This window comes from Nocardia sp. JCM 34519.1 (genome assembly GCF_020361265.1).
Taxonomy (GTDB): domain Bacteria; phylum Actinomycetota; class Actinomycetes; order Mycobacteriales; family Mycobacteriaceae; genus Nocardia; species Nocardia arthritidis_A.
Genome location: NZ_JAIRBR010000004.1, coordinates 185,835 through 209,992, shown reverse-complemented (window position 1 = coordinate 209,992; position 24,158 = coordinate 185,835). Strand labels below are relative to the sequence as shown.

Here is a 24,158-nt window from a genome sequence, read left to right as displayed (position 1 = left end):
CTACGCTCCATTTCGTCATGTTTTGTGGGGGTGCAACCCCCACGCCCCGCCCGGCGGGCTGCGCCCCCGGACCCCCGCTGGTTGTGGTTGCGTTGGGTGGGTGAGTGGGCGCGTTTGTTGTGGTGGTCTGTAGGGTTGCTGGGCTCCGGTGGTATGGATGGGGCCGTGGGTCGATGTACCTCGCGAGGGTAGTTACCCGAGGGTGGGGGTGGCTAAACACAGGTGTCCCCGCGAGAACCTCGGTGTCTATATCCAGGACACCCTGACCGGGTCGACCGGCGCACCGGTAAGGCGGCGGACCCTGTGTACGGCATCGGCGGTCCAGAGCGCGCTCAACACAATCTCTTTCCTTTTCCTCTTCTCTGGCGCCGTCGATCGGACTGGGGCGGATCGACGGTGTGGTGATGTCATTGAGCCCTGATGCCGATGGTCACTGCTCGTCTGGGCTTTCGGTGATCCCGAGCCGGAAGGTCCACAGGTGCTGGGGGTTTTTCGTTGCGAACGCGTAATACCGCAGCTGTCTGGGTGAATCGGCCGCTGTTCGGACGGCGGCCATCGTGATCTCGGCGATTTGCTCTGTGCCGGCGCGGCCCGGTGGATAGTCGCGGAACACGATGTCGCCGTGCTCGATGACCTCGACCCGGTTGCGTCGAGCGGAGAACCAGCCTTGGGCGACGAAGCCGGTTATGCCCTCGGCCATGATCACCCACACGATCGTGTTCGTGAACCGGCTCAGCAGCGGCAGGTCCGCGCCGATAGAGGCGAACAGACGTGACAGGTTCGAGTCGAAGCTGTCCCATTCGGTGACTGTCGGCGTGGGAGCGTGCCACATACCGTCGATATCGTCGCGACCGATTGTGACGTCGGGGCGGACGCTCCAATACTGCGCAGGCTCCCAACCGTCATCCCATTCGCAGTCCGAGGCATCCTCGTTCTCTGTCGCCTCGGTCGGCCGGACCTCGAACATCACCCATGCCTGGCTTCGCGACAGTGTCAACGTGTTGGCTGTGCGCCGCCAGGTGGTGAACGCGTCCGGGCCGCCGACCAGCGACGGTGTGCCCAGCAACCGGATGCAGATCTCCAGCGCCGCGGTGTAGGCAATGTCGATCATCTTCTGCGGCAGGCGATTCCGCAATCTCAGGTTCCGGAAATCGCCGAAACCGAATCGGCGTTGATATGGCGTGCTGGGGGTCGCGTCGACCGATATTGCGCCGGACTCCGCAGTCCGGACACCGAATTCGTCCGCCCGCGTGCCTGTCCATCCGAGCTCGGTGAAGACATCATCGACATCGTCAGCCGACCAGGTACCCGGATCTGCCTGTGCCAGAACCGCAATCGCGGCGGCGCAGGTCTGCCAGGAGGTGGAAGCGGCGAACGTGGTGACGGCGTGGCGCTCATACTCGATGATCCGTTCCTGCGCGGCCGGGCAGATCAGCCACAGGTCGACCGAGCGCGCCCCCAGGGTCAATCCGACGACGAGGTTCGGAAATGTCCAGCTGAACCCGGACTCGTCGGATACCCGGACGCCGGTGGGTTCGCCCCACAAACTCCACAGCCCGGTCGAAACCTGCTGCAGGGCAACGGCCAAATCCGGCCCGACATCCCGACCGTCGCCCTCACCCGTGTCCGCGACCGTGACGACGATGTGATCGATCCGCTGGTCGTCCCCGGAAAACCTCGCCAGCGGCGACTCGACATCGAGACCGGTCCACGACTCGAACGCACTCGCAGTCGAATTCGATGGCAGCGGGTCGCTCCAACCGACCCGGACGATGAAGTCCGCAAGATCGGACCGCGTCCACGTCCAATCGAATTCCATTGCGGCTTTGGCTATCTCGACCGCGCCCGAGCGATCCACCCGCACCGTCTCTCGCACAACGCAAGCCTAACTCTCTCGGATTCCGCTGTGGCTCAGTCGGATGCGCGGTCTGCACCGAAGGTGAAAGTTCAGTCGGTCCACAAGCGGGTGTCGTGTCCCTCGACGAGTGCTCGGATACGGGTGACTGCGTTGTCGATGGGTTGGGCTGGTAGGCGGCGTCCGTCTCGCAGTCGCAGGGCCACATCGCCGTTGGCGGTCTCGGTCGGGCCGAGGATGAAATGGTAGGGCACCAGCCGGGTTTCGCGGACGCGTGCCGCGAGGCTTCCGGATTCGGCGCCGATCAGCTGTGCGCGTAGGCCGACGGCGAGGCAGCGGTCGCGAAGCCGGTGTGCGGCGGGTTCCTCGGCCTCTGATATCGGCAGCACGGCGATCTGTACCGGGGCCAGCCAGGCGGGGAAGGCGCCGCCGTGGTGTTCGATCAGGTGGGCGACGGCGCGTTCGATGCTGCCGATGATGCTGCGGTGCACCATGACCGGACGATGCTTACCGCCGTCGGCGCCGATGTAGTGCAGGTCGAATTGTTCGGGTTGATAGAAGTCGACCTGTACGGTGGACAAGGTGGATTCGCGGCCTGCGTGATCGGCCACTTGGATGTCGATCTTCGGGCCGTAGAACGCGGCCTCTCCCTCGACTGCCTCGTAGGCTACTCCGGACCGGTCGAGCACCTCGCTCAACACCTTGCTCGCCCGCTGCCACATATCCTGTGCCGCAACATATTTCCCGCCGCTGCCGGGCAGCGACAGCCGGTAGCGGGCGGCGCTGATCCCCATGGCTCGATACGCTTCGCCGATCAGCGCCAATGCGTTGGCTGCTTCGTCGGCGACCTGGTCCAGGGTGCAGAAGATGTGTGCGTCGTTGAGCTGGATACACCGCACTCGGGTCAAACCGCCCAGCACTCCGGATAATTCGGATCGGTGCATCGCGCCGAGCTCGGCCATCCGCAGCGGAAGTTCGCGGTAGCTGTGCGAGCGGGATCGGTACATCACCGCATGATGCGGACACAGGCTGGGTCGCAGCACCACCTGCTCGCCGCCGATGTCCATCGGTGGGTACATCTCGTCGCTGTAATGCGACCAGTGCCCGGAGATTTCGTACAGTTCCCGTTTGGCGAGCACCGGCGAGTACACGTGCTGGTAGCCCGCTTGTCGTTCCGCGGTACGTATGTATTCCTCGAGGCTGTGGCGCACGATGGCTCCGTCGGGTAGCCAGTACGGCAATCCGGCCCCGATCAGCGGGTCGGTGTCGAACAAGCCGAGCTCCCGGCCCAGCTTCCGGTGGTCGTACATGTGGGTGTCCTCCCAGTCGAGGGCGGATGACCACATGGAAAAGCCCCGGGCATCCGCCCGGGGCTTCCTTCAGAACAGGGTTCAGCGCGCCGGGACGTCGTCCGGCGTCGTGGTGAACTCAGCGCGCTGCACGCCCAGGACGCTACACCCGTTGCGCTCTACGAAACAACAACATTGTCTGACCGCAAACGTTGCATCCGAACTTCCGGCACCGCTCATCGCTCTGACTGAACCGGCGCGAGACTCCGGATGATCAACGGGGCCAGGCCATCTGGCTTCGGCCGAACGCACGATCATGCTGATTATGTTGCGCGTCAAGTAGATTGGGGACGTGAAAGCCTATGCGGAGTTCCCGGCAAGTCTTTTGACCGAGCGACTCCGGTTGCGGGCATGGCTTCCATCGGATGCGGAGGCATACCATGCGCTGTGGACAGAGCGAGATGCGCGCTCCGTCCGCAGCTTCGACGCGGCCGGGCGCCCGACGGTCGAGGAGGTACGCGGCCGGTTGCTGACCAACCCTCCCGGCGCGGAGCACGGGCTCGGGCTGCTTCCTATCGAGCGCAGGGACAACGGCGAGTTCATCGGCTATTGCGGACTGATCGTCGGCCAGGGGTCCTACGACGAACCGGAAATCGCGTTCGAGCTCGCTCGGCGGGCTCACGGTTACGGGTACGCCACCGAGGCGGGCCGGGCCGTCGTCGAGGCGGCCGCACACACGGGGCGGCAGCGGTTGTGGGCGACGGTGCGGGAATGGAACACCGCCTCCTTCCGTGTACTGGAGAAGCTCGGCTTCTACGACAGCGGACGCGTCACCCCGGATCCCGTTCGTGGCGACTCGATCTGGATGACACGCGAACTCGATCGGTCGTCGGCGTAGCGGCGGAATGGGCGGACAGTTCCGCGAGTCGGAATGAATGTCCGCCCTCCGCCGGAGCGGGAATAAGAAAGGCTGGGACTGTTACCAGTCCCAGCCTTTCTATTCATGAGCGGAGGGGGCAGGATTCGAACCTGCGTGGGTGGTGAAACCCAGCCTGTGAAAAATCACAGGTACCGAAACCGCATCGGATTTCCCCTCCATGTTGTTGATTAAATAGTATCAGGTTCGGCGGTTTGAAGAAAGAGGGTATTTTATGTGGCCTGCGTCACAGTTCATTTCGGGCAGAAAGGTGCGTGCGACACGGATGGTTTCGAAAATAATACTCATGGTTGTTCTGTCGTGAGGGCACACTTCGAGAATCCTTCGGCGATTACGGTCAGATGCTGTTGGTGACTCGGAACAGGTTTACGACCGACCTCAGTGATGGTCTTCCTGGGAAGGCGATATATTCCGGGAGGATGACCGTCGGTTCCCACTTGAGTTTGTAGTCCAATTGGCTGCGGGCCGGGTAGATCTTATCGCCGTATTTGGCCAAGCCGTGTACGAACAGGCTCATTGAGCGACGGGCCGAGGGCATTTCGTGCTCTTCGTTCAACCCGGTGAACGGGGTGAAGCCGAAATGCAGCCAGGTCGCGCCGTCCTTCTTGAATTTCTGACAGGCGTCGACATTGATGGTTTCCATCACGCCGGGTGGCGCGTCGCTCACCCGGCGAGTGAGATCGTGCAGCCAACCGGGCCGCTGGCCGTAGACCGGCGAATACGAGATATATCCGATCGGGCGATCGTCGATGGTGCCGAGGAAGAATCGCCGCAACGGCTGATACGGCCCGCCGATCTCGCCGACCAGGAACTCGAGTTCCTTGACGTGGCTGCCCTTACCGCTCAGCCACGATCGGTCGATCGTCGCGATCGCGTCGGCATGCTCATCCGCCGATACCTCGCTGACCTGCAATCCGGCCCGCCGTGCGCGAGAGATTTTGTTCCGCAGCCGGACGAACTTCTTACCGCGCAACTTCATCTGCTCGAGTTCGACGGCGTAGGAGGCACCGAGTTGGTTCACCGACCAACCGGCCTCGGTGTACACCTGCGCATCCGCATGCTGCAACTGGACCGCCAGCAATCGACGACGCGCCTTCTTCGCGCTGAAACGGAACCGCTCCAACAGCTCCCGCTGCTGATCCCGATCGGCGAATGCGCCGCCGAACTGGATCCATGATCTGCCGATACCGCGGTAACAGATGAAGCCGTCGATACCGGATGCCGTGAACAATTCGTTTTCGACATTCAGCGCCAGGAATGCGCTCGGGTTATCCGAGAAACGCTCCAGAACATGCGCGGGAGCGACGCCGTCCGCGGTGCGCGGCCAGTCACCTTGCTCATTCACCCGGCGGTTGCCGGTGTCGATCGGCCGCGCCATCACACTACCGCCGATTTCATCGAATCCTCCCGGATATTGCCGAATTATCGCTCATCGGGCACCGCCGACGGCGGCGATTTCCCGATAGGCGCGGTCATGCCAGATCAGCGGTGCGCCCGCACCGACCTCCGCGGCGAACAAATGGCCGTAAACCACCATTCGGTCCCCGATTTCGTGTAGCGCGTGCACTTCGCACCAGCCGACCGCCAGCGCGTTTTCCAATACCGGCGCGCCATGCGACTCCCGGAACCGGCCGTCGAGTCCGGCGAATCTGGCCGTCTCACCGGCGGGACGGGCGAACCGGTCCGCAATTTCCGATTGATCGGCGGCGAGCAGATTCACCGCGAAGCGCCGCGAATGCCGGATCGCCGCCACGGTGCTCGATGTGAGCGACATACAGCACAGCACGATCGGCGGCGTCACCGAAACGCTCGTCACCGAACTCACCGTGGTGCCGGCCCAACCGGCGGCACCGTTCGAGGTCACCAGGGTTACCCCGGACGAAAGCTTCCGGCAGTAGGCGCGAAACAGCGCATCACCGATATCAACGTTTCCGGCCGCGCCGATATCCGGTGCGATTGCCGAAAGTTGTTGTGACGGCACGTTCATACGATGTCCTTACGTTCACCGCAAATTTAGGCGGACGGGACCGGTCCGGCAATTGGTCGTGACTTCGGGTCGACCACGATAGGCTCACTGGTGCGATTCCGAGGTCATCGGACCGTCGGGAAGCCGAGTGGCACCAGCGGAACGCCGCGACAGGTGCGGATTTCCGCAGTCGTCCGGCCGCGTGACCGGAGCGGAAGTAGGCACGGCATGGAAATCAGCCCCATGACCATCTCGCACGCGTACCGGATCCGGCCCGAGAAAATTCCGGATCGGCGCGGCACATTTCACGAGGCGGTGCGGGCCGAGACGCTGTCCGAGGCGATCGGCCACCCCTTCACCGTGGCACAGGTGAATTATTCGGTTTCGCACCGCAATACGCTGCGTGGCATTCACGGCACCGCATTGCCGCCCGGCCAGGCGAAGCTGGTCACCTGCGTGCGCGGCGCGGCGCTGGATATCGTCGTCGATCTGCGGGTCGGCTCCCCGACCTTCGGCGAATTCGACACGACCTACCAGGACGCGGAATCCGGGATAGGGGTGTACCTGTCCGATGGGTTGGGGCACGCCTTCCTGGCGCTCACCGATGACGTCTGTATGAGCTATCTCTGTTCGACGGAATACGTGCCGGGCACGATGATCGATATCGATGCGCTGGATCCGGAGCTCGGCCTGCCGTGGAATTTGACGGAGGAACCGATCCGCTCGGATAAGGACGCGGCCGCGCCGACTTTGCACGCGGCCGCCGCGGCCGGACTGCTACCCACTTATCAGCAGTGTCTGGCCGCCTATCAGCATGAGATGCGATGCGCCCGCTCGTAAATGTCGTCGAGTAGGCGCGCCAGCCGCATCGTGAACGCGCGATACGGTTCGGTGTCGACCTCACCCCGCACGGCACGCGCGAAATACCTTACGGCTTCGGCGAATTGGTGAGCGGCGGGCAGGGTGAACTCCTCATCGTGATCCTGGCGGCGCATCCGGATCACCGGTTGCCAGGTTTCCGGTGGTGTGTAGGCGCGGTCGAGCCGCAACGATCCGGCGCTTCCGAACAATTCGTATTCGGCACGGTAGGCATGCTCCATACCGAAGGTGGCCTGAACGGTGACACCCGCCGGGGTGTGCAGCAGCACGCTGCCGCCGAGGGTGATATCCCGGTTTCGCTCGTGCCGTAATACGGCTCCGGCGATCTCCAGGTCCGGGCCGAGGAAATGCAGTGCCGCCCCGATCGGATAGGCGCCGATATCGCGGAACGCGCCACCGGAGAGATCCGGACGATACCGGATATCGGTATCCGGCTTCGGTGGAATGGTGAAGGCGGCCGACATGCCGCGCAAGTCACCGAGGACACCGTCATCGAGCAATCGGCGCACCTCCGCATGCTGTGGATGGTGCAGGTAGGCGTAATTTTCCAGCAGCACCAGCCCCGCTTTGTCCGCCAGTCGCAGTAGATCCGCGGTGCTTCGAGCGTCGGTGGTCATGGGTTTCTCGGCGAAGACGTGTTTGCCTGCCGCGAGCGCGGATTCGATCCAGCGGGCGTGCAGCATCTCCGGCAGCGGCAGGTAGATCGCCTCGATATCCGGCCGCTCCAGCAATTCTTGGTAGCCGGTGACGGCGGCGCAGCCGAACCGATCGGCGAATCGGCCCGCTCGTTCCGCCGTGCGGCTGGCCACCGCGACGAGGCGGATACGCGGCTCGGCCAGCATTGCCGGAATGGTCCGCCGCCAAGCGATATCCGCGCATCCGAGCACGCCGAATGTCACCGGATCGGTAACGGGGGTATCGATGGTTCGCACAAGTCACCCTTTTCAGATTTTCGCCGGACTATAGTTCTGCGCGACATGACTCGACGGGTCTGGTCGCCGCGAGAAAATCCCGTAGTTGTGAGGTCACCATATGCCTGCGCCAGGCCAGCGCGACCGGGGCGGGCGGCAGGTCGTGGATCGGGATGACGCGGATGGCGGGCGGCGCGATATCGGCCAGCGAGGCGACCGATAGGTGCAACGCCTCGGTGCGCGCGACCAATTCCAGCATCTCCCTGACGGATTCGGCGCGATACGCCCGGCGCAGCGCCCGGCCCGATGGCGTTGTCCGCGGCACGACCTGATCCCAGACGGATTCCGGCATGGCGCCGGGCCGCTGGAAGAGCGGATATCCGGCGACGTCCTCGATGGACAGGTCGGCCCGGCCCGCCAACGGGTGCCGGGCGGACAGCACGGCGGCCCTGGCATCGGTCGCGAGTACCGGGCCGATATCGAGATCCGGTTCGGCGACGGTGAATTTGACGATCATGACATCGAGCTCGCCGCGGCGCAGGCGGCGGAACGGGTCGGACGGATCGTACTGGGAGAGTTCGAAGCGGGCCGGGTCGTGGCCCGCCGCCGCGATGATGCGCTGTGCGAGCACTCCGGATCCGTGGAAACCGAAGCGGATGGGCCGGTGTGTCACGGGTTTTCACCATATCCGAGTTCGGCGACGACCGGTCCGGTCAGACATGCCTGTGCTCGCAATCGGCCGGGATCGTCGGCGTCGGGCAGCACTCGGATCGCGGTGAACGGACCCGGCATTCCGGCCAGCGACGGTGTCCGGTGCAGCGACAGCCTATCGCCGGGCAGCAGGACCCCATCCGAAATTGCCTCGGCGAGAAGGTGATTGAGTGCGATGAGGCCGTCGATCAGACGCATGCCCGCGGTGGCGAGGTATGCGTCGTACCGTCTGCCGGTGCGGGCACGTCCTGGCACGACGACGGATAGCGAAGGGGAAGAAAGTAATTCGACCGCACCGTCGAATCCGGTGAGCAACCGCCGCAGCGCCATCGTCGCCGCGGGCGGCGCGGGCGCCAGCCACGCCATCGATTCGTCGGCGGCGATGTGGTCGAAGCCGAAGCGGTGCACCAGATTCCGGGGATTTCCGGACAGGAAGACGGTACGGGTGAGGCCTGCGCGCCACCGCGCCGCGAGCTCCGGATCGAGACCGAATGCGAATGCGCAGGTGCCTGCCAGCCACGCGGCCGGGTCGAACCGGCGCAACACCACAACGGCCGACAGGGCGTCGCCCGCCGCGGCGGTCTGGTACGCGGCCCGCAGGTGAACTGGATCGTGCAGGTCGTAGCGGTCGGCGAGATCCGGGCGCGCGGACCGCAGCCGCCGCGCGGCCTCGGCGCGCAGCACGCCCTGGGACAGGATCCCGATGGGTTGTGTCGTAATCACAGGTACACCGCCTCCAGCAGGGACCGCCGGGCCGCGGGCCGGTATCGCGCCAATAGCCGCGACGTCAGCCGGTAGGGGTCGACGTACGCCGCCTGCCCGCGCGCGGCCCGCTGCTCGGCGACGAATTCGGCTGGCGTTGCGGGATCTTCGGCGCGATCGCCGGACAGCAGCCTGCGCGCGCGGTCCAGGCAGGTGGTCAGCAGATCCCACCGGAAGGACTGACCGCTACCGGGCCCGAGGGTCGCGATGAAATACAGCCGCATCCCGAGGCGAACCTCGGCGTCGTCGCGCGCGGACAGCCGGTCCAGCAGGGCGGCGGCGTGCACCTCGCGCCAGTCACCCGCGCGCGCCGACCTGATCTGCCCGTCGATCGGCACCCGCCCGATGGTGACGCGATGCACCGTCGGTCCCATCGATTGCAGGATCCGTTGCAGCAGTGCGTAATCCGCTGCCAGCTCGGTATCGCAGAGCAGCACGATTTCGTCGTAATCGGGTGCGAGCGGCAGTAATTCGCGCAACGCGCAGGCCAGATAATTGGGGCGTCCGTCCGCCGCGACAAGCCGCCGCAGCGGCATGCCGAACCGGGTCGGGTCGGCCCAGACCGCGCCGCCCTGTGCGCGCAGATCCAGGCACATGCCGAGCGCGTCCAGCGCGCCGATCATCAGCTCCTGGCTCAACCTCGCCGGTTGGTGCCGGGTCAGGCCCGGGTCGTGCATGCCGAGCCGCGCGTAGTGGCCCGACCACCGTTCGAGCAGGCGGATCGACGCCGGATGCGCCCAACCCGATTCGGCGGCCTCGCGGTACGGGCGTAGCGCGGCGGCCGACGGCGGCTCCGGCAGCGCCCGGAACCGGACGTACAGCTCGCCGATCTCGGTTTCCGGCATGGCCGCGTAGTCGATATCACCGCATGTCCGGTCCAGGAACTCCCAGAATCCGAGCGTCTGCTCGGTGGAGTGATAGACCGACGGGCTGTAGCGGTAATCGACCTCGGCGATCTGTGCGGTGGCACGGTACATGACATCGGTCCACAACAGCCCCTTGAGATGACTCGGGGTGAGCGGTTTGGTCGGCGTCACGGTCACCGGGGCGAGCAGTACCCGCCGCCGTCGGCCGACGGCGGCGACGGCCGGGTGCTCTGTGGTCAGAACGGGTGCGTACATCTTCATTTCCATCGACCACTCGTTGCGCCGAGTGCGTCGTGCACCAGGCGGATCATCGAATCCCGGTCGGGGACACCGGGACCCGGCGGGTCCGGAATCCGGCATCGGCCCACCCGGTCCCGAAACGCCGCATCGCCGACGATGTCGCGGCGCGGTGTCAGTGTCATCAGGTAGCGGATCAGTCCGCGCCACACCAGCCCGTCTGTCTGTGCGGCGGCGGCGATTTCGGCCAGCGAGAGTCCAGTGTCGGCCTCGCCTCCCGCCGCCGGGCGCGGAGCCGCGCGAACAATGCGCTGCCACTGCGCGATTCGCTCGGCGTCGGACCATGCGGTGTCCACGTACCACGGGCGCAGCAGCCGATCGGCCAATTGTGCCGCGGCACTGGACTGTTCCCGATCCACATCCGGCCGCTCTGCGATGAGATCGGCGAGCGCGTACGCGTGCACGAAGGCCAGCGACATCCCGCGTCCGTACATCGGATTGGTGACGCAGGCGGCGTCGCCCACCGGATACAGCCCGGCCAACGGCGGCCGCTCGGCGACTGCGGCGGCTCGTAAAGCGTTCGGCGGACAGGTAATCGCCCGCACCGGTGAGATCGGCTCGGCGATATCCTCGGCCAACCACGGCGCGATGGGTGCGACGGCACGAGCCACCGCGGTGAAAGCGGGCTCATGGCGCAGATGGCGCAGCTCGGTATCCTCCGGCAGCACCGCGAGCACGACCGAGAAGGTGTAGTTGTCACCCGGATGGACAACGGCCACATAGTGATCCGCGATGACGCCGACCGCGTTGCCGCGGTTCAGCGGACCGGGCCAATTCGGACCTTTCAGCCGGTAGAAGCGGGTGAAGCCGCGAAAACCGGTCGGCGCGATGAGATCCGCGTGGTCGAGCGGAATTCCCGCGTCCGCCAACCAGGTTCGCGCGGCGCCACGCCTGCCGGTGGCGTCGAGGACGATATCCGCCGGGAGGTGGGAGCCGTCGTCGAGGATGACGCCGGTGACGCGGCGGCGCGCCCCGTCCACCGTGATGCCGCGGACGGTGGCGCCGTGCCGCACGGTGACGCCGGGCAGCGCCCGAACCCGCCGGTACAGCACCAGATCCAGCGTCATCCGGCGGCAGGCGAGCGCGACGAGCGCGTCGTCACCGGGTTCGCGGTCGCGGTGGCTGGCGTGCGGCGGCAGCGCGGCGAGCAGGTCGAGCGGGACGGCGCCCGCCGCGAGCAGGTCGCGCCACAGCGCGGCCGCCCGCGTCCGGAGCACACCGACGCCCGCCGAGGTCAGGGTGTGCGAGTGTTCGGCCTGCGGCACCGTCGGACGGCGCCACCGGCTGCCGACCTCGAGTACGGGCCCATCGTCCGGCCGCGCGGCCCGCTCGAGCAGCAGTACCCGGTGGCCGTATTCGGCCATGGCGAGCGCGGCCGCCGAACCGGCGAGGCTGCCGCCGACGATCGCCACCGTCGAAGTGCCCCGCGTCCCAACGGAATCGGCGGTCATACCGCATCGCGCCTGCCGTGCACGAAGAACACCCGCCGCACACCGGTCCGTTCACGCGGCGGGACCGGGTCGGGCCAGCGGCCGAAATCGGCGCCCGGATCGCCGGGTTGCACCGCCTCGGCCGTGATGTCGTGCCGGGCGAACAATTCCTCGGGGGTATTGCTGCCGAACACCCACGGACAGCCCCATCCGGCGAATACGTCGAGCAGATCACGCATATTCGGGAGTTCCAGCGTGTCGGCGTTGATCAGATCCGCGGCGATCAGGCTGCCGGGCGCGGTCGCCGCGGCCACCGCGCCGAGGATGCGGTGGACCGCCGACTCGGGAATGTAGTAGAGCAATCCCTCCAGCAACCACACCGACGGACGCCGCGGATCGTAGCCCGCCGCAATCAACGCATCGGTCCAGCCCGCGGTGACCATATCGACGGCGACGGTGCGCCGCTCGACTCGCGGGACGGCGGCGCCGAGCAGTTCCTCCTTGGCCGCCAGCACGGCGGGCTTGTCGACCTCGAATACCGTGGCGTCCGCGGGCCACGGCAGGCGGAACGCCCTGGAGTCCAGACCCGCGGGCGCGATGACGATCTGAACGGGCATCAGCGACCCCGCCGCGGTCAGCAGCCACTCGTCGAAGAATCGGGTGCGGATGGCGTTGTAGTCCGGCGTACTCGGCACCGAGCGCGGGCGGCCCTCGGGGAAGGTCACCTCCCGGATCTCGGCCAGCAAGCCGGGACCGATATCACCGGCCAGCATTTCAGCGAACGGGTCCTGGTAAAGCCGGTCCGGGCTGCTGGTTTCGGCGGCGCGCAGGGCGGCGGTCAGGAAGGCCGTGCGCTCGACGGCGTCCAGGTTGCTCATCTGGTGCTCCTCGAAATCAACTGTGTCCCATCGCTTTCGGGTTCGATACCGGCCCCGGTGAGGCGCTGCCACTGCCACGGGTCCTGGCGGAAGAGCCGGTCCTTCACCTGGGTCGGGCGTACGCCCGCAGCCACATCCGCATGCCAGACCTGTAGGAACGCGTCGGGGTCGATCGGCGTCACCGTCGGCTGCCGCAGCCGCCCGCCGGATCGCGCGCCCAGATAGGTCGACGATTCGTGTGCGAGCTCGGCATCGAGCCGATTCGTCAGCCTGGCCAGTTCGTCGGCGCTCCAAACCTGGTGCGTGCCAAGGGCAAACCGGTAGAAAGGCGCCGGACCGGTATCCACCCGGCACGCGGCGTTGGTGACCGAGAGCCCGCACGCGGCCAGTGCGGTCGCGAGCGCGCGCACCACCTGGGCGTCGCGCAGCCGCTCGCCCACCTGATCGGAGCGCACCGAGCGTCCGGCGTATTCGACGCGCGGCACTCCGTCCACCCGATCGACCACCCGAACCACATCCCCCGCGCTGTACCGGTAAAGACCGCCGACATGGCTGAGGATGACGTGATAGTCGCTGCCGCAATCGAGTTCGCGCGCCCCGATGGTCGCGACATCCGGGGTCAGCTCCTCGTCGGCGGGCACGAATTCGTGGATCGCGGCGGTGACCACCAGGCTGCCCGCGCGCGGATGCCGATCCAGCGTGACACCGGTCGGCCCCTCGGATGCGGCCACCGGTGCGGGCAGCACCGTCACCGACGGGCCGAACCGGGCGCGCAGCGCGGGGAGATACAGTTCGGCCAAACCCGTTGTCCAGCAGAAGATCACCCGTAGACGCGGCCAGATGTGCGCCGGTTCGATCGCACCGAACCAGTCGGCGAGCCGGTCGAGTTCGCGGGCCCGCTCCGGATTGCCCTCGCCGAACGGCTCCCCGCCGATGGTGCCGTCGTGGATCTCGCGGACCAGTCGCGGCCACCACATCCGCAGCTGATAGGGCACGGCCGCGACCATCGCCGGATTGATACCGATGATGCACCGGATATCGCTTTCGACCGCTATTCGCAGGCGCAGGTACATCTTTCGCAGGTGATCGTCCGGGTCCACCGCGATCGGCAGCGTGCTCCACGGCGCCCGGGTGCCGGGTTCGGCCGAGAGCGGCTCACCGAACCGCGCACCGAAATCCACCTGGCTCGCACCGACGTGCGGCAGGCCCGAGGCGGTCATCGGAAGTGCGGACAGCGGATCGTGTTTGAGATTGAGCACCGCGTCGCCCCGGATCAGCACCTCCGGGAAGTGCTCGGCCAGCGGCGCCCACGCGGCGTAGAAGAAGGGCAGGAAGGTGGTCCGGACGAAGCGCGGCGTGACCGGAATCTTCTTGCGGCTGCCGGTGGTTCCGCTGCTGGTGAAGAACACCGCCGGATCTTCGGCGGTGAGCACGTTGTGCTCACCGCCCGCCATGCGCTCGATCCACGGCTCATATGCCGCGTAGTCCTGCACCGGCACCGCCCTGCGGAAGTCCGCGAGGGTGCGAATTCGCCCGAATTCGAACAGCCTTCCGTATTCGGTGTCCGCGTTCCAGGCGAGCAGATCCGCCAGCACCCGGTCCGGCCAGAGATCGGCCTCGATGAATGCCCGGCGCAGTTTGGCCCGCTCCGCGAAAACCCGGGAACGGTAGGCGGCGATATGGTCGCTGGAGAATCCGGATTCGAGCCGATCAGCAATCGTCATTGTCGCGTAACACCTTTCGTATCGCCGCGGCCGTCGCCCCGATTCCGGACCGCTGACGCACCACATGCACCGGGAGCGCGCCGATTTCGTCGAACATCGCCTCGCGCAGCGCGCGCTGATACGACACGAAGCTGGAGTAGCGGTGGTCGGGTATCGAATCGCGGTGGTACTCCAGCGGATTCAGCTGCGTACCGCGGCCGGACCGATGCCACGCTGTCTCCGGATCGACGTCGAGGTAGATCACCTGACGCGGCTGCGGTAGCGAGCGCCACCAGGCGAGCAGCGGGTGATCGTCGGCGACCCCGACGACCCGCCATTTGGCAAGCATCTTGTAGTAGTACGAGTCGACGAGTACGCGCGTCCCGGGCTCGACCTCGGCGATCCGGTCGCGCAGGTAGACGACCGCGCACTGCATCAGCCCGATGGCGAATTCCCGGGAATACGTTCCCGGTTCGGCCGCGAGCACATCGTCGACCAGGTGACGGCGCAGCGTGGCCAGCAGGCGGTGGCGCGCGTCGAGGAATTGTTCGTCGACCGAGACGACGCGCCAACCGGATTCGGCGGCGAGCACCGAAAGCGCCGTCGACTTGCCCGCGTAATCCGGCCCGAGCACAACCCGGAAATCGATCATCTACCCACCCCATTCGCGCCGTCGGATCCGATGCCGCGCAACGAGCCTCAGAAAATGGTCTCGTCCAGCTCCATGATGTCGTTGTCGAGATTGGTCAGTACGGTGCGCACCGCGGTCAGTTCCGGCAGCACATTGCGCGCGAAGTATTGCGCGACAACGATTTTGCCTTCGTAGAACGCGTCGGTGGCGCCGTTGTCGAGGGCCTTGATGGCGACCTCGGCGGCGACGAGCAGTCGCCAGCCGATGAGCAGGTCGCCGACGGCCAGCAGGAACCGCACCGAGCCCAGGCCGACCTTGTACAGCTCCTTCGGATCCTGCTTGGCGTCCATCAGGTGTCCGGTCAGGCCGGCGACCATGGCCTGTACGTCCTGGAGCGCGGTGGCCAGCAATTGCCGCTCATTCTTCAATCGCCCGTTGCCCGCTTCGGATTCGATGAACTTCTGCACCTGCCCGGCCACGTGGGCCAGGGCGACGCCGCGGTCGCGGGCGATCTTGCGGAAGAAGAAGTCCTGCGCCTGGATGGCGGTGGTGCCCTCGTAGAGCGAGTCGATCTTCGCGTCGCGGATGTACTGCTCGATCGGGTAGTCCTGCAGGAACCCCGAACCACCCAGGGTTTGCAGGGATTCGGTCAGGTACTGATACGCCCGCTCGGAGCCGACACCCTTCACGATCGGCAGCAGCAGATCGTTGACCCGCGCCGCCAGATCGGCATCGGCGCCCGAAACCAGCTGTGCCACATCGGCGTTCTGGTGCGCGGCGGTGTAGAGGTACACCGCGCGCAGGCCCTCGGCGTATGCCTTCTGCATAGTCAGCGAGCGACGCACATCCGGGTGGCGGATCACCGCGACCCTGGGCGCCGTCTCGTCCATACCACTGGTCAGGTCGTGGCCCTGAACGCGAGTTCGTACGTACGCCAACGCATTCAGGTATCCGGTCGACAGCGTGGCGGCCGCCTTGACGCCGACCATCATCCTGGCCTGCTCGATGACCTCGAACATCTGCGCGATGCCGTTGTGCACCTCGCCGACCAGCCAGCCCTTGGCCGGGATACCGTGCCCGCCGAAGGTGACCTCGCAGGTAGCCGAGACCTTCAAACCCATCTTGTGCTCGACGTTGGTGACGAAAACGCCGTTGCGCTCACCCAATTCACCGGTCCGGTGATCGAAATGGAACTTCGGCACGAAGAACAGCGACAGGCCCTTGGTGCCCGGGCCCGCGCCCTCGGGGCGGGCCAGCACCAGATGCATGATGTTCGGGAACAGGTCATCGGAATCGGCCGAGGTGATGAACCGCTTCACACCCTCGATATGCCACGAGCCATCCGCCTGCGCCACCGCCCGCGTGCGAACGGCACCCACATCCGAACCGGCATCCGGCTCGGTGAGCACCATGGTGGCGCCCCAACCCTGCTCGACGGCGATCCTCGTCCAGCCCCGCTGCTCCTCGGTTGCGTTGCCGTAGAAGATATTCGCGAAGCCCGCGCCCGCCATCTCGTAGAAGAACGCGGCGGGTTGGGCGCCGAGGATCAGCTCCCCCACCGCCCACAGCACCGCCCGCGGCGCATCGATACCGCCGAGTTCCTTCCCGAGGAAGAGCCGGCCCCAGCCGCCGTCGCGGAGGGTGCGGTGGCTTTGTTTGAAGGAGTCGGGCAGTGTCACGGCATGCGTGCGCACATCGAACACCGGCGGATTGCGGTCCGCGTCGGCGAACGACGCACCCAGCGGACCCTCGGCCAGGCGGCACACCTCGGCGAGCATCGCACCGACCGTCGCGGAGTCCAGTTCACCGTAGGCGCCGGAGTCGAGAACCGAACCGAGGCCGAGCACCTCGAACAGGTTGAACTCCAGGTCGCGAACGTTGCCAATGTAATGCCCCATGCTGCCAACTCTCTGAAATGCGCCGCCGCCGGTTCACCGAGGCGCGATGGCGACCAACGCGTTGCCGATCACGTCGGCCACCTTCGCGAGGTCGTCCGGACTGTGCGCGGCCGTGACGCACACCCGAAGCAGCGCCCGGTCGCGCGGGACCGCCGGATGCAGCGCGAGCCCGACATACGCTCCGCCGCGCAGGATTTCGTTCCACACCGTGATCGCGCGGTCGTCGCTGCCGATGACGATCGGCAGAATCGGCGACCAGCGTCCCGGCGTGCCCTCGACTCGCACGCCCCGGTCCTCGAGGAGGGTGGCGAGGGTGCGCGACGCCGCCTCCAGCCGCGTTGCCAGCATTTTTCCCTCATCGCTCATCACGATGCGGATGGCCGCGTTGGCGGCCGCGACGCTGGCCGGGGTGGCCGACGTGCTGAAAATCAGGCTGCGCGAGGATCCGCGCAAACCCGCGATGAGTTCTTCGGAACCGACGATGAACCCGCCCGTGCTGCCCAGGCCCTTCGACAGGGAACCCATCAGCACGTCGACACCGTCCAGCACACCGCACTCCTCGGCCCAACCGCGGCGGCGCGCACCGTATATGCCGAGCGAATGCGCCTCGTCGACCATGAGGCAGGCGCCGAAATCCCGGCAGAGCGAAGCGATGTCGGCGAGCGGCGAGAGGCTGCCCTCCATGGAGTAGAGCCCGTCGACAATGACCAGCACATCCCCCGGGTCGGCGGCGGTCTCGGCGAGTGCGGCACGCAGGCTGTCGACGCTGTTGTGCTCGAACCACCGCAGCTGCGCGCCCGCCAGACGTACGCCATCGATAATCGATGCGTGCGCGTACGCGTCGACGATCACCGTATTCCCGCGACCGACCAGCGCGGAGATCGTCCCGACATTGGCGGTGTACCCGGAGGTGAAAACCAGTGCGCCGCCGGCGCCGTACCAGTCGGCCAGCCGCTGCTCGATATCGACGTGCAGGCGCATGGAACCGTTCAGCAGCCTGCTGCCGGTGGTGGCGTTGCCGAATTCCAGAATTCCGGTCTTCGCCGAATGCAGCACCCGCTGGTCGGCGGCGAGTCCGAGATAATTGTTGGACCCGAACATCAGCACCCGCTGATCCTCCAGCTGCACGGAGGGTCCGACCGCCGACTGCATTGTCCGGAAGAAGGGTGAGACAGATTTCTGTTCGAGCCGGGTGATCAGCTTCGGCACATCGTTGGCCGCAAGCTTTTCGATCAGTTTATGTGTCATTTCAATTCATGCTTTCACTCTGTAACGGCGGCACTTGGTTTATACGAAACGGAATTCGTGTTCGTTGCGCAGCCAGGCGACCAGATTGGCGCCGGAATCGCGCATCGACGGCGGGTGGAAGCGGTGCACGGTGCACACCTCCGCCAGATATCCGATATCCGGATTACGCATATAGGTGATGCCGCCCGCGGCGAACTTCACCTTTCCGACGAGCAGATCGATGCATTCGTCGAAGGCCTCGCGCAGCGCGAGCAGTTCGGCGGCGGCATCCGCCGTCACCTCTTTGGCGTCGAGCTCCGCGGCCAGGCCGAGCAGCGCGTTCTCCACCGCGGGCAGGAAACCCGCCATGGGAACGACGCCCTTGGGATCGATGGCGCCGTCCTTGGCCAGCGCGTAATCGAGCAGCGCGTACGCCGCGCCGAGGTAGGTGCCCAGGATGAGCAGTCCGAACCACTGGTAGCCGAGCATTTCGGTGGCCCCGGTCGGATCGTCGAGCAGGCTCGGCACCACCAGGCTCTCCGGGCAGAACGTGCCGTCGAGCTCGAGCATGTTCGACTCCGCGCCGCGCAGCGTGTGGGCACGCCAGAACGGGCGCACCGTCATATTCTCCGATTTCGCGGGCACCAGGGCGACGGCGCGCTCGCCCGAATCGAGTTCGACGCTCGCGGTGAGCACATCCATCGAATCCGAGAGCGAACACGGCGCCTTCCGGCCGGTCAACAGGTAACCGCCCTCGCATTTCGTGGCCCGCATGGTCGGGTGGAAGATCGAGCCGCCCGGTCTGCCCTCGGAGAATCCGGAGGCGACCACGGCCCGGGCGAGGATCAGCTGCCGGATCTGTTCGCGCTCGGACTCGCCGGCGTGATCGGCGAAGACGGCCAGCGTCGCCACCGAAAGGTAGTGCATGGTGATCGCCGCGCCGAGTGCGGGCGTCGTGGCGCCGATGGCGATCATCACCCGCACCGCGTCCACCGCCGAGGCGCCGAGGCCGCCCAGCTCCCGGGGTGCGACCAGCCGGGGGCCCTCGTGGCGTACCCACAGTGGGATGAGGCTGTGCTCATCGCGCTCGGAAATGGTTTCGGCGCTGGCGATCAGTTCATCCAGTAATCCCGGAAGCAGGCGTTCGGCCGTTTCCCGAGCCGCGATCAGACTGGACTTGGCAGCCATTCCTCGTTCCCTTCTTTTCTATGAAAAGTATTTTCAAAACGCCCGCCGGTCAGCAGGGCGATAAATCCACGCGGGCGCGCGGCGTATCGGGAACATCGAAATTATCGAGTCCCGTTCTCGGCGAGGTCGAAGGTAAATTATTCGCGCCGAACTCCGCCGCTGTGGCGGTACCTGGTATCAGCGTAGTCGAATCTGTTTACAAGGCAATATATTCACGCGCCCGCGGGCGATCCGGGAACGATTATTTCGCAGAGAAAATAGCGGCGGGGCCGACTCGGCATATTCCGAGAGGCCCCGCCGAAATAATACGAACGACGGTCAGCGATGCGAATTCACCGGGAGTTCGTCGGCCGCGGCCCGCCGCGCCAACCAGGGCACCACGACGGCCAAACCGACCATGACCAGCCCCCCGGCCACCGCGGCGCAGGCGAATCCGGCGGCGAAGGCCGCACGCGCATTGTCGAGCAGCGGACCCCCGATCTCCGCGGGCAGGCTTCCGGCGACCTGACGCGCCCCGGCCAGGGTTTGCCGGGCCGCGTCGGCGGCGTCGGCGGACAGCCCGGACGGAACGCTCACCCGCAGCCGGTAGGCGATCGTCCCGATCGAGCCCAGGATCGCGATGCCGAGCGCCGCGCCGAGCTGGGAGCCGGTCTCCGAAATCGCCGAGGCCGCACCGGCCCGGTCCTCCGGCACCTGCGACACCACGGCCTCGGTGGCGAGGGTGACCACGATCGCGCCGCCCGTGCCGAGCAGCATGCCGCCGAGCAGCAGAATCCACACACCGTCGGTGGCCCGGCTGAAGGCGACGATCACCAGCGAGACGGCCGTGATCAGGAAGCCGACGGCCAGCGCCCGCCCCAGCCCGGCGGCCTTCAGCAGCGGTGGCGCGGCCGAGGCGCCGATGGCCGCGGTGAACGTCATCGGCAGCATCCACAGTGCCGACACCAGCGGACCGTTACCCAGCACAAGCTGCAGATACTGGGCGAAGAAAAGGTTCTGGCCCATCATGGCGAGCATCCCCATGGTCACGGCGACGACACCGGCAAGGAACGTCGGGTGCCGGAACAACCGCGCGTCGATCAGCGGTTCGGCGGCGCGGCGCTGCCGCAGCGCGAAGGCGGCGACGAGCCCGAGCGCGGCGGCGAGCGCTAGCGCGCTCCTACCGTCGAAACCCGTGATCTCGGCGCTGTGTTGGAGGGCGTAGACGCCCGACAGGATCGTCGCGAGCAGCAGAACCGAGCCGATGATGTCGAAGCGGGCGGGCACCGGGTTCCGGTATTCGGGAACCAGCAGCGGTGCGAGCACCAGCAGCACGACGATCACCGGCACGTTGATCAGGAATACCGAACCCCAGCTGAAGTAGTTCAGCAGCACACCGCCGACGACCGGGCCGAGCGCACCGCCGCCGGCGAAGGAGGCCGTCCAGATGCCGATCGCGCGGGCGCGTTCGGCGGGGTCGGCGAAGATGGTCCGGATCAGCGCCAAGGTCGACGGCATCAGGGTGGCGCCGCCGATGCCCATGACGGCGCGGGCCGCGATCAGCACCGCGGGGTTCGGCGCGAACGCGGCGAGCGCCGATGCCGCGCCGAACAGTGCCGCGCCGATGAGCAGCAGCCTGCGCCTACCGATCCGGTCCCCCACATTGCCCATCACGATCAGCAGGCTGGCCAGCACGAATCCATATGTGTCGACGATCCACAGCAGCTGGCTGCTGCTCGGCTCCAGATCCGCACCGATCGACGGTATGGCCAGGTGGAGCACCGACATATCCATCGAAACGAGCACCACGGGCAGGACCAGGATCGCCAGCGCCGACCACGGGGAGACGGCGGCCCCCGTCGCTGGCGATCCGTCTCGTTGCGTCGAACCGAGCATGCTCCAGGCTCCAATCCGTTCGGAAAAGCAGTAAATTAGATCACTGTTACAATTTACTGGAGTCCGACGGTAAAGGCCACCGCTGTTTCGGTCATGCAGCTGAGCAGGCAGCGGGCGCCCACGTTGACATGGTTGCCGTAGCGGATGAAACCGGTCAGTTGCTCGGGGGTCATCCAGCAGTAGTCGCGCGGGACGTCGGCGGGCAGGTCGTCGCCGACGTCCACCACGAGATAGCGGTTCTCCGCGTGATAGAAGCGGCCGCCCTCCTCCGAATGCACGACATCGACCAGAATCCGCGCACCGGCCGCCGCCAGGACGAGATCCAGATAGCGCGGCCGGTGGCCGTCCGGCACGCCGACATAGTTGTCCGGGATGCACGACACCGTCGGCGCCATCTCGACGACATCGCCGGTCCCCGCCTCGGTGCGCGCGTACACCAGCACATGGAAGACGCCGTCGAAATGCCTACCGAGAAAGGCGATCACGCCACGCCCGGCCGGCCGCAGCATCGGCTGGGACCACTGCCGCACCTCGCGATTGCTGGCGTGCACGTCGACACCGAGCACCGAGAAGAACCGGCGATCGGGGCGGTGGATCATCCCACCCGAACGCTCCCAGTCCGGCAGCGAGTTCAGCGGCACCACCGTCCGCTCCAACTGGTGCTGCGCCTTGACCTCGGTAAACCAGCTGAGAATATGGCTCAGCGAATGTTTCGCCGCCCGCCATCCCCGATCGCGCGGATCGCCGAGCAGGAAGGGAATCCCCGAGAGCACGGTGCGGGAATCCATGCTCACCAGGTTCGGGACGCGGATCAGCTCCGCCAGCTGCCGCACACTCAACCAGCAGAAGTCCGCCAGCACCGGTATGTCCTCGTCGACCTCGACGATCATGTTGCGGTTGCGTTTGCCGAGGAACCACGAACCCTGTTCGGATTGCAGCGAATCGAAGACGGGCCGTCCGCGCCGCGGTGTCAGGAAGTACTCCAGATACGGCACCGGGCTGCCCTGATGCACCCGGGTGTAATTGCTCCGCGTCGCCTGCACCGTCGGCGACAACTGGATCAGGTTGACATTTCCCGGCTCCATCTTCGCCTGCATCAGGCAGTAGAGCGTGCCGCCCACGCGTTTGGCGATGATGCCGAGTATGCCGATCTCCGGCTGCCGGATGATCGGCTGCGACCAGGTCCCCGGCGTGCGGCTCTCGGTCGCGACCCGCAGCCCGATGACGGAGAAGAATCGGCCGCTGCGATGGTGGATATCGCCGGAGCGCGGATCGGTCTGCCAACCGTTCAGCGCGTCCAGCGATACGACACTCACCTTGTAGTCGTTGGCGCATTCACGATCGGCGAACCAGTCGTGAAATTCCGTCAGATCCTCGAACACGGTGCCGCCCCAACCATCTCGTCACCGCGCCGGATCGACGGCGAGCGCGGATTCCAGCTCGTCCAGCGCCGCCCCGGTGTTGGCGGCGATCAGTTCGATATCGGGCACGGTGTCCGGGCAGCAATGGAATCCGATGCCGAAGGCGCCCGAAATGGTCAGGGCCGCGACGATGAGCCCGCTGCCGTGATACAGCGGTCCGATCGGGAACATCGCGTCCAGATGGGCGCCGGCGAAATAGCGGTCGGTGTCCGGGCCGGGAATGCACGAAACAATCGCGCTGAACGGCGGCGCGACCAGCCCGGCGAGCCCGTTCAGCTGGTTGATCATGAATTTCCCGCCGATGAGCGGCGAGTACATCACCGCGACTTCCGGTGTGCGGCTTCGGATGTCGTTCTTGGCGATGGTGCTCGACCGGGCCACCGCCCGCAGCCGCTCGACCGGATCGGCGATATCGGTGAACATCGTGATCAGGATCGTGCTGTAGGCGTTGAGGGTCGCGTCGTCGCCGGGCATCCGGATGTTGTACGGAACGCTGGCGATCAGCGGTTTTCCGGGCAGTTCACCCCGCAGTTCGAGGTAGCGGCGCAATCCGCCCGCGACGCTGCTGACCAGGACGTCGTTGACGGTGACACCCGCGATCCTGGAGATATCCCGGATGCGATCGAATGGATAGCTGACCGTGGTGGCGCGGCGGCGGTGCGTGAGCCGTCCGTTGAGCACCGTCTTCGGGGCCAGATATGGCGCGGCGACCTCAGGAATCGCCTGTTTCGTGTTGCGCCGCATGTACTTTCGCGCCGCGAGCACATCACGCAGCGGCGCGGGCTTCGGTGCGGCGGTAGGCGCAGCGGTGGGGCCTACCGTCCAGACCGGGCGCAGCTCGTCCGATTCGGGATCCTCGGTGACCGATTGCCCGAAGCGCTGATTCCAGCCGACACCGTCCATCACGGCGTGATGGAATTTCATATAGGCCGCGAATCGGCCGCCCGCGAGCCCGTCGATCAGGTGGTACTCCCACAGCGGCCTGCCGAAATCCAGTCGGGGCGTATGCAATTCGGCCACCAGATCATCCAGTTCGCGCTGGCCGCCCGGTGCGGGCAGCCGGTGGTAGCGCAGGTGGTGATCCAGGTCGACGGCATCGTCGCCGAGGACGCTCATGGACGCCGCGATCCGGCGCAGCGCGGGACGGTCGAGCACATAGTTGAACGGTGGTGCGAAGGTGCGGATTTTCCGCAGCCGTCCGAACAGTCGCGTCGCGAAATCGGCGGGCGCGCCCGTCGGCGGAGTGAACACCGCGAGCATCGCGACATGCTGCCCCGCGGTGGCGGAATCGACTACGAGAAAGAACTTTTCACTCATGGCCAGCGCCGGACGCGCTGGGGTATCGATATCATTCATTGCGGCAGTTCACCTTTCGCATATGGCTGCCGTTGCTCTTGCTGCGCCGCCCTCGCGGCGCCCGGTCGATGACGCGCC

Annotated in this window: 20 protein-coding genes and 1 tRNA gene; 2 read left to right on the top strand and 19 right to left on the bottom strand. The window is 66.3% G+C overall.

Annotated features, from left to right (window positions below):
- Nucleotides 1-430: 430 nt before the first annotated feature.
- Both LGY53_RS12980 and thrS read right to left on the bottom strand, forming a co-directional pair.
- The gene (locus tag LGY53_RS12980; RefSeq protein ID WP_225726935.1) at nt 431-1,876 is read right to left on the bottom strand and encodes a DUF6301 family protein; all 1,446 of its coding nucleotides are present in this window, start codon (nt 1,874-1,876) and stop codon (nt 431-433) included.
- Nucleotides 1,877-1,947: 71 nt separating this feature from the next.
- A complete protein-coding gene (thrS, locus tag LGY53_RS12975) occupies nt 1,948-3,201 on the bottom strand; it encodes a threonine--tRNA ligase (RefSeq protein WP_225726934.1) in 1,254 nt (417 codons plus the stop codon).
- A 295-nt stretch (nt 3,202-3,496) separates the two neighbouring features.
- Between thrS and LGY53_RS12970 the strand changes: the two genes are divergently transcribed.
- Nucleotides 3,497-4,042: a GNAT family N-acetyltransferase gene (locus LGY53_RS12970; RefSeq protein ID WP_225726933.1), complete on the top strand. Its 546-nt coding sequence runs from the start codon at nt 3,497-3,499 to the stop codon at nt 4,040-4,042.
- A gap of 110 nt (nt 4,043-4,152) precedes the next feature.
- On the opposite strand, the gene LGY53_RS12965 is transcribed toward LGY53_RS12970, so the two are convergent.
- From LGY53_RS12965 to LGY53_RS12955, 3 genes are all read right to left on the bottom strand, one after another.
- Nucleotides 4,153-4,241 (bottom strand) — tRNA-OTHER (locus LGY53_RS12965).
- 177 nt (nt 4,242-4,418) lie between these two features.
- On the bottom strand, nt 4,419-5,459 hold the full coding sequence (locus tag LGY53_RS12960) for a bifunctional lysylphosphatidylglycerol flippase/synthetase MprF (RefSeq protein ID WP_225726932.1): 1,041 nt from the start codon (nt 5,457-5,459) through the stop codon (nt 4,419-4,421).
- A gap of 51 nt (nt 5,460-5,510) precedes the next feature.
- A complete protein-coding gene (locus tag LGY53_RS12955; protein WP_225726931.1) occupies nt 5,511-6,068 on the bottom strand; it encodes a flavin reductase family protein in 558 nt (185 codons plus the stop codon).
- 207 nt (nt 6,069-6,275) lie between these two features.
- On the opposite strand from LGY53_RS12955, the gene LGY53_RS12950 reads away from it, so the two are divergent.
- Nucleotides 6,276-6,887: a dTDP-4-dehydrorhamnose 3,5-epimerase family protein gene (locus LGY53_RS12950; RefSeq protein WP_225726930.1), complete on the top strand. Its 612-nt coding sequence runs from the start codon at nt 6,276-6,278 to the stop codon at nt 6,885-6,887.
- On the opposite strand, the gene LGY53_RS12945 is transcribed toward LGY53_RS12950, so the two are convergent.
- The 14 genes from LGY53_RS12945 to LGY53_RS12880 form a co-directional block, all read right to left on the bottom strand.
- Entirely contained in the window at nt 6,857-7,858 is a 1,002-nt protein-coding gene (locus LGY53_RS12945; protein WP_225726929.1) for a Gfo/Idh/MocA family protein, read from the bottom strand. The two genes, LGY53_RS12950 and LGY53_RS12945, sit on opposite strands and share 31 nt — an antisense overlap.
- Nucleotides 7,859-7,886: 28 nt before the next feature.
- Entirely contained in the window at nt 7,887-8,510 is a 624-nt protein-coding gene (locus LGY53_RS12940; protein WP_225726928.1) for a LysR substrate-binding domain-containing protein, read from the bottom strand.
- A complete protein-coding gene (locus tag LGY53_RS12935) occupies nt 8,507-9,271 on the bottom strand; it encodes a DUF6182 family protein (protein WP_225726927.1) in 765 nt (254 codons plus the stop codon). Before LGY53_RS12935 ends, LGY53_RS12940 begins: the two co-directional genes overlap by 4 nt.
- Complete coding sequence (locus LGY53_RS12930) at nt 9,268-10,431, bottom strand: hypothetical protein (RefSeq protein ID WP_225726926.1); 1,164 nt, start codon at nt 10,429-10,431, stop codon at nt 9,268-9,270. Before LGY53_RS12930 ends, LGY53_RS12935 begins: the two co-directional genes overlap by 4 nt.
- 2 nt (nt 10,432-10,433) lie before the next feature.
- Complete coding sequence (locus LGY53_RS12925) at nt 10,434-11,924, bottom strand: NAD(P)/FAD-dependent oxidoreductase (RefSeq protein ID WP_225726925.1); 1,491 nt, start codon at nt 11,922-11,924, stop codon at nt 10,434-10,436.
- Nucleotides 11,921-12,781 carry an SAM-dependent methyltransferase gene (locus tag LGY53_RS12920; RefSeq protein WP_225726924.1) on the bottom strand — a complete coding sequence of 287 codons (861 nt, stop codon included), beginning with the start codon at nt 12,779-12,781 and terminating at the stop codon, nt 11,921-11,923. The genes LGY53_RS12925 and LGY53_RS12920 overlap by 4 nt, the downstream gene beginning before the upstream one ends.
- Nucleotides 12,778-14,505: a GH3 auxin-responsive promoter family protein gene (locus tag LGY53_RS12915; RefSeq protein ID WP_225726923.1), complete on the bottom strand. Its 1,728-nt coding sequence runs from the start codon at nt 14,503-14,505 to the stop codon at nt 12,778-12,780. Before LGY53_RS12915 ends, LGY53_RS12920 begins: the two co-directional genes overlap by 4 nt.
- On the bottom strand, nt 14,492-15,136 hold the full coding sequence (locus tag LGY53_RS12910) for a hypothetical protein (protein ID WP_225726922.1): 645 nt from the start codon (nt 15,134-15,136) through the stop codon (nt 14,492-14,494). The genes LGY53_RS12915 and LGY53_RS12910 overlap by 14 nt, the downstream gene beginning before the upstream one ends.
- A gap of 47 nt (nt 15,137-15,183) precedes the next feature.
- Nucleotides 15,184-17,013, bottom strand: a complete 1,830-nt coding sequence (locus tag LGY53_RS12905) for an acyl-CoA dehydrogenase (protein WP_225726921.1) — start codon at nt 17,011-17,013, stop codon at nt 15,184-15,186.
- Between the two features lie 33 nt (nt 17,014-17,046).
- Entirely contained in the window at nt 17,047-18,261 is a 1,215-nt protein-coding gene (locus LGY53_RS12900) for a pyridoxal phosphate-dependent aminotransferase family protein (protein WP_225726920.1), read from the bottom strand.
- Nucleotides 18,262-18,300: 39 nt separating this feature from the next.
- The gene (locus tag LGY53_RS12895) at nt 18,301-19,428 is read right to left on the bottom strand and encodes an acyl-CoA dehydrogenase family protein (RefSeq protein ID WP_225726919.1); all 1,128 of its coding nucleotides are present in this window, start codon (nt 19,426-19,428) and stop codon (nt 18,301-18,303) included.
- Between the two features lie 318 nt (nt 19,429-19,746).
- Complete coding sequence (locus LGY53_RS12890) at nt 19,747-21,303, bottom strand: MFS transporter (protein ID WP_225726918.1); 1,557 nt, start codon at nt 21,301-21,303, stop codon at nt 19,747-19,749.
- Nucleotides 21,304-21,356: 53 nt separating this feature from the next.
- Complete coding sequence (locus LGY53_RS12885) at nt 21,357-22,685, bottom strand: NDP-hexose 2,3-dehydratase family protein (RefSeq protein ID WP_225726917.1); 1,329 nt, start codon at nt 22,683-22,685, stop codon at nt 21,357-21,359.
- 21 nt (nt 22,686-22,706) lie between these two features.
- Complete coding sequence (locus tag LGY53_RS12880) at nt 22,707-24,080, bottom strand: wax ester/triacylglycerol synthase family O-acyltransferase (protein WP_225726916.1); 1,374 nt, start codon at nt 24,078-24,080, stop codon at nt 22,707-22,709.
- Nucleotides 24,081-24,158 lie beyond the last annotated feature (78 nt).

What these genes read in the sequence shown, in the direction of transcription:
- thrS (WP_225726934.1), bottom strand. Translation starts at nt 3,201, where the DNA reads ATGTGGTCATCCGCCCTCGACTGGGAGGACACCCACATGTACGACCAC.
- LGY53_RS12950 (WP_225726930.1), top strand. Translation starts at nt 6,276, where the DNA reads ATGGAAATCAGCCCCATGACCATCTCGCACGCGTACCGGATCCGGCCC.
- LGY53_RS12880 (WP_225726916.1), bottom strand. Translation starts at nt 24,080, where the DNA reads ATGAATGATATCGATACCCCAGCGCGTCCGGCGCTGGCCATGAGTGAA.
- LGY53_RS12905 (WP_225726921.1), bottom strand. Translation starts at nt 17,013, where the DNA reads ATGGGGCATTACATTGGCAACGTTCGCGACCTGGAGTTCAACCTGTTC.
- LGY53_RS12955 (WP_225726931.1), bottom strand. Translation starts at nt 6,068, where the DNA reads ATGAACGTGCCGTCACAACAACTTTCGGCAATCGCACCGGATATCGGC.
- LGY53_RS12910 (WP_225726922.1), bottom strand. Translation starts at nt 15,136, where the DNA reads ATGATCGATTTCCGGGTTGTGCTCGGGCCGGATTACGCGGGCAAGTCG.
- LGY53_RS12900 (WP_225726920.1), bottom strand. Translation starts at nt 18,261, where the DNA reads ATGACACATAAACTGATCGAAAAGCTTGCGGCCAACGATGTGCCGAAG.
- LGY53_RS12915 (WP_225726923.1), bottom strand. Translation starts at nt 14,505, where the DNA reads ATGACGATTGCTGATCGGCTCGAATCCGGATTCTCCAGCGACCATATC.
- LGY53_RS12895 (WP_225726919.1), bottom strand. Translation starts at nt 19,428, where the DNA reads ATGGCTGCCAAGTCCAGTCTGATCGCGGCTCGGGAAACGGCCGAACGC.
- LGY53_RS12890 (WP_225726918.1), bottom strand. Translation starts at nt 21,303, where the DNA reads ATGCTCGGTTCGACGCAACGAGACGGATCGCCAGCGACGGGGGCCGCC.
- LGY53_RS12960 (WP_225726932.1), bottom strand. Translation starts at nt 5,459, where the DNA reads ATGGCGCGGCCGATCGACACCGGCAACCGCCGGGTGAATGAGCAAGGT.
- LGY53_RS12920 (WP_225726924.1), bottom strand. Translation starts at nt 12,781, where the DNA reads ATGAGCAACCTGGACGCCGTCGAGCGCACGGCCTTCCTGACCGCCGCC.
- LGY53_RS12930 (WP_225726926.1), bottom strand. Translation starts at nt 10,431, where the DNA reads ATGTACGCACCCGTTCTGACCACAGAGCACCCGGCCGTCGCCGCCGTC.
- LGY53_RS12925 (WP_225726925.1), bottom strand. Translation starts at nt 11,924, where the DNA reads ATGACCGCCGATTCCGTTGGGACGCGGGGCACTTCGACGGTGGCGATC.